Source organism: Mesorhizobium sp. M1A.F.Ca.IN.022.07.1.1 (genome assembly GCF_003997575.1).
In the GTDB taxonomy this organism is placed as follows: Bacteria; Pseudomonadota; Alphaproteobacteria; order Rhizobiales; family Rhizobiaceae; genus Mesorhizobium.
Window position 1 is genome coordinate 1 of the sequence record NZ_RZST01000411.1, and the last position, 4,636, is coordinate 4,636.

At 63.3% G+C, this 4,636-nt stretch carries 3 protein-coding genes and 1 pseudogene; 1 reads left to right on the top strand and 3 read right to left on the bottom strand.

The window, feature by feature from the left end; all coding sequences use genetic code 11:
* Both EOA75_RS29180 and EOA75_RS29185 read right to left on the bottom strand, forming a co-directional pair.
* Window positions 1-685 (bottom strand): phosphatase PAP2 family protein (locus tag EOA75_RS29180; protein WP_206517055.1); only part of this gene is annotated, 685 nt, incomplete at its 3' end.
* A gap of 6 nt (window positions 686-691) precedes the next feature.
* Window positions 692-2,335: a glycosyltransferase family 39 protein gene (locus tag EOA75_RS29185; RefSeq protein ID WP_127216671.1), complete on the bottom strand. Its 1,644-nt coding sequence runs from the start codon at window positions 2,333-2,335 to the stop codon at window positions 692-694.
* A gap of 338 nt (window positions 2,336-2,673) precedes the next feature.
* Between EOA75_RS29185 and tyrS the strand changes: the two genes are divergently transcribed.
* Window positions 2,674-3,927, top strand: coding sequence for a tyrosine--tRNA ligase (tyrS, locus tag EOA75_RS29190; protein WP_067328454.1), 1,254 nt, complete (start codon window positions 2,674-2,676; stop codon window positions 3,925-3,927).
* A gap of 9 nt (window positions 3,928-3,936) precedes the next feature.
* On the opposite strand, the pseudogene EOA75_RS29195 reads toward tyrS, so the two are convergent.
* Window positions 3,937-4,636 (bottom strand): annotated as a pseudogene (locus tag EOA75_RS29195) (AsmA-like C-terminal region-containing protein); the annotation flags it as partial.

A 4,636-nucleotide genomic window follows, 5' to 3' on the forward strand; every position in this document is an offset into this window, starting at 1 on the left:
CCACTGTGTCGCTCGGATAATGCGCGCCGACGAAGACGCGCGTCGAAGCGATCAAGGCCGAGGCCGCAAGCGCGATGTGCCAGCGCCTTGGAAACAGCAGCAAGAGGACGCCGAACACCGCCCCCATCGTCGTGGCATGGCCGGACGGAAAGCCGGCGAAGCGCGCATCCATGGCGAAGGGATGCAGCGACAGCACCCCGTAATCGTTGAAATAGAGCGGCCGGGCCCGGCCGATGCCGTATTTCAGTAAGTTGACGGCCAGCCCGGAAAGACCAACCGCGCAAAGCACCAGGAAAGCGAAGCAGGTCCAATTGTAGACGAGCAGACGCGACGACCTGGAAAGCCGTCGCCAGTCCGTCAGGTTGGCGGCGACGAGGCAGAGAACCGCGGGGATGAGATACCAGCCGCCCAGGCCGAAATCCGTTAAGAAGTCGGTGAAACGGACGAAGCCTGGCGTCCACCCGCCGCGCATCCTGCCGGCGGCGCTGTCCAGGGTGAGGCCAATGGCTATGGCCAGCAGAAGCCATGCAGAGACCCAGACGAGCCAGGGAATCTCGGGATAGCGCGCGGGACGCACTGCAAAACGCCGCTGCACGATGCGCGTCGTGTCGAGGAAGTTGCCGAGCGAACGGCGGTAAAGAGAAACGGCGGACATGGCTCTATAGGGGTCTTCGAGCTCCGACATTATTCCTCACTGGGCCACTCGATAAAGGCCGAGCGCCAGCTTGTCTCCTGACGAATAGTTGAGCCCGTCGATCTCGGTCAGTCGCTTCGCCGACTTGCCCTGCCCGGCAAGCAGCTCGTTGAGCTTTTGCTCCTCCTTGACCAGCGCCAGTCCCAGCGCACAGGTCGGATCGGCCAGCAGGTGCTTTGCCACGCCATCGACGTCGGTCAGCACGGTCTTGGTCCCGACCAGGAACACCAGGCTCGGCTCGTGATAGGGGGACGAGGCGAGCACCGTGGTGTCGCAAGGACGGTTGGCATCGACGGCTGCCCTGATGGCCGGGCTCAGCCAGATCGGCTTCAGCGACGGCGCAATCACGCCGAACAGCAGGCTGAACGTTACGCCCGCGCCGATCGCGATCGCCGCGATGCGTTCGAGCGGCACCTGCAATTGGCGCGGGAAAGACAGATAGCCGGTCACGAGCGCGGCGATTGCCGCCGGAATGCTCCACCAGGAAAAGGCTTTTGCGAGATAGAGCGGCGCGCCTATGCATACTGCGGCTAGCCCGATCGACACGACGACGACGCCGAAGGCGGTCGACCACCACAGCCAGTTCTGCCAGCGCTTGAGCGGCGCATTGGCCTTGTCCTCCGGCAAGGTGAGCAGCCAGCCGATCAGCAGCGCCATGCCGGGATAGGCCGGCAGCACATAATGCGGCAGCTTGGTCGGGATCGCCTCGAACACCAGCCAGAAGGGGATATACCAGGCGAGACAGAAGCGCAGGCGCGGGTCGTCCCAGAAGCGGTTGATGGCCTGCAGCCCGGCACCGACCGCGATCAGGCCGAAAGGCCACATGAACAGCGAATAGGTGAGCATATAGAAGCCCGGCGGCAGGCCATGCGATTCCTCGCCTTGCGCCACCTTGTTCAGCATGTCCTTGCCGACCGCCTCCTGGAAGAAGGCGCCGCCGCTCTTCCAGCTGATGAGGATGATCCAGGGCAGCACGATGACGAGCACGATTGCGACGCCGCGCACCAGCTTCAGCTTCAAAAGCCAGCGCCAGTCGCGTTCGAAGGCGAACAGCGCGCCGGCCGTCAGCAGCGACAACAGCGGAGCGACCGGACCCTTGATCAGAATACCCAGACCCTGCGCGATCCAGAAGATCCATGGCAGGTGGCCGGCAACCGGCTCCTTGCGGCGCGCGGCCAGATAGACCTGCGCCAGCGCGCCTTGCGCGGCCACGCAGCAGGCGAGCAACATGGCGTCGGTCTTGGCGTCGCGGCCTTCGAAGGCGGTGGCGAAGATGGCGGCCATCATCAGGCCGGCGGCAAGGCCGGCATTGGCGCCGAAGAGTTTTGTACCGGTCCAGCCGATGCTCACGACGGCGAGCGCGATGCCGAGCATCGAAACCAGTCGATAAACCCAGATCGGCGCTTCGGCCCCCTCACCGCTCAATGCGACAGCCGCCGATTGCAGCCAATAGATGCCGATCGGTTTCTTGTAGCGCGTCACATCCTGCAGGCGGATGTCGATGTAGTCGCCGGTCTCGACCATCTGCTTGGTCGACTGGACGAAGCGGGATTCGTCGCGGTCGATCGGCGGCAGGCTTGCCAGCCCGCTGACGGTCATCAGGATGCTGAACAGAAAGAGGAGGAGATAGTTCCTGTTCATCGCGGGAGCTTGTCCGATCTGATCTGCGGGATAGCCCCGTCGCGGCGTGTCGGGGCGTGCTGCCCTCGCGCGGGCGCCTCATTACGCCAGCAAAAGAGGCGAAGCAAGGATGCGGCGATAGCAGGCAAAGCCCCAAGCCACTTTTGCTGATCGCCCATTTGCCCGTTGAAGCGCGATCCCACGCAAACCGGAAACCACTTTTGCTGATCACCTGTTTGCCTCTTGAAGCGCGATCCTACGCAAAACCGGAAACCACTTTTGCTGATCGCGCTTGGATGCTAAACGCGCCCCTTCACGTCAAGCTCGGCCAAATGCCGTGCGATCTCCGGGAAGAAAAGATGTCCGCCTTCAAGTCCGATTTCCTGCGCATCATGAGCGAGCGCGGCTTCATCCACCAGATTTCGGATGAAACCGGCCTCGACCAGCTTTTCGCCAAGGAAACGGTGAGCGCTTATATCGGCTTCGATGCGACGGCGAAGAGCCTGCATGCCGGATCGCTGATCCAGATCATGATGCTTCACTGGCTGCAGCAGGCCGGCCACCGGCCCATCGCGCTGATGGGCGGCGGCACCTCGATGATCGGCGATCCTTCTTTCAAGGACGAGGCGCGCAAGCTGCTGACGCCTGGGGACATTGAGAGCAATCTCGTCGGCATCCGCCGCAATTTCGCGCCTTATCTCAAATTCGGCAGCGGCGCGGGCGACGCGGTGATGGTTAACAATGCCGATTGGCTGATGGAGATCAACTACGTCAGTTTCCTGCGCGATGTCGGCCGGCATTTCTCCGTAAACCGCATGCTGGCCTTCGATTCCGTGAAGCTCAGGCTCGACCGCGAGCAGTCGCTGTCGTTCCTCGAATTCAACTACATGATCCTGCAGGCTTACGACTTCGTCGAGCTCTACAAGCGCGTCGGCTGCCGGCTGCAGATGGGCGGCTCCGACCAGTGGGGCAACATCGTCAACGGCATCGATCTCGGTCATCGCATGGAAGGCGTGCAGCTGTTTGCGATGACGACGCCGCTGCTCACCACCTCGTCGGGCGCCAAGATGGGCAAGTCGGCCTCCGGCGCTGTCTGGCTCGACGGCGATATGCTGTCGCCTTACGAGTTCTGGCAGTACTGGCGCAACACCGAGGATGCCGATGTCGGGCGCTTCCTGAAGCTCTACACGACACTGCCGCTCGCCGAGGTCGCGCGGCTCGAAAAGCTCGGCGGCTCGGAGATCAACGAGGCGAAGAAGATTCTCGCCACCGAGATCACCGCCATGCTGCATGGCCGCGAGGCGGCCGAAACGGCTGCAGAGACCGCGCGCAAGACTTTCGAGGAAGGCGCGCTCGCCGACACGCTGCCCAGCATCGACGTCGCCAAGGCTGATCTCGAGGCCGGCATCGGCATCCTGTCGCTGTTCGTCACCGCCGGGCTCGCCGGCTCCAATGGCGAAGCGCGCCGGCATGTCCAGGGCGGTGCCGTGCGCCTCAACGACCAGGTGGTGACCGACGACCGGCGCGTGGTGACGCTTGAGGACCTGGGCGCGGAAGGTGTGGTGAAGCTCTCGTTCGGCAGGAAGAAGCACGTTCTGGTGCGGCCGATTTAGTCGGGCTGATCACCGATATTCGAAGATTGAGCGAAAAATTCCCGGCGCCACCACCGACAGCGGATTGATGTTGAGCGTCGGCTTGTTGGCGTTGCCGCGCAGCCGGTAGGTGACGCCGATCAGGCCGCGGTCGCGGCCGTTGCCGAGCAGCGGGCCGAACAGCGGCAGTTCGCCGAAGATGCGATTCAGCCCATAGACCGGCATGAAGGTGCCGGTCATGTCCATATTGTTGTCCTGGTCGTAGAGCGTGCCCTGGAAGGTGGTGCCGATGCGCGGACCGCGCAACAGACCGTTTGCCAGTCTGAGATAGCCGGAGCCTTTGTCGATCTCGGCATAGCCGCGCTCGAACTGCACCCTTGAGGTGTCGATGTTGGCCTTGACCGCCTGGTTGAGGCTGCGCGTATCGCCGGCCGGCCTGGTCGACACGATCGACGCAAGCTTCGGCTCGTTGACGACATAGAAATTGCTGGCGTCGACCTGGCCCTTCATTGGCCCGTCGGCGTCGCCCGCCAGCGACAGCGTGATAGCCCCGCCCTCCATATGCTCGTAAATGTTGAGGAACCGCAGGATAGCGCCGGCATCGGCCGATTTCATCCTGAGGGACCGGCCGCCGTCGCCGGTGGTGTTTCGGACGGCAATGGCGGCACCCGAACTCGCCGTCGCGCTGACATCGAGACCATTCACCCGGGAGCCGGCAGCGCTGTAATTC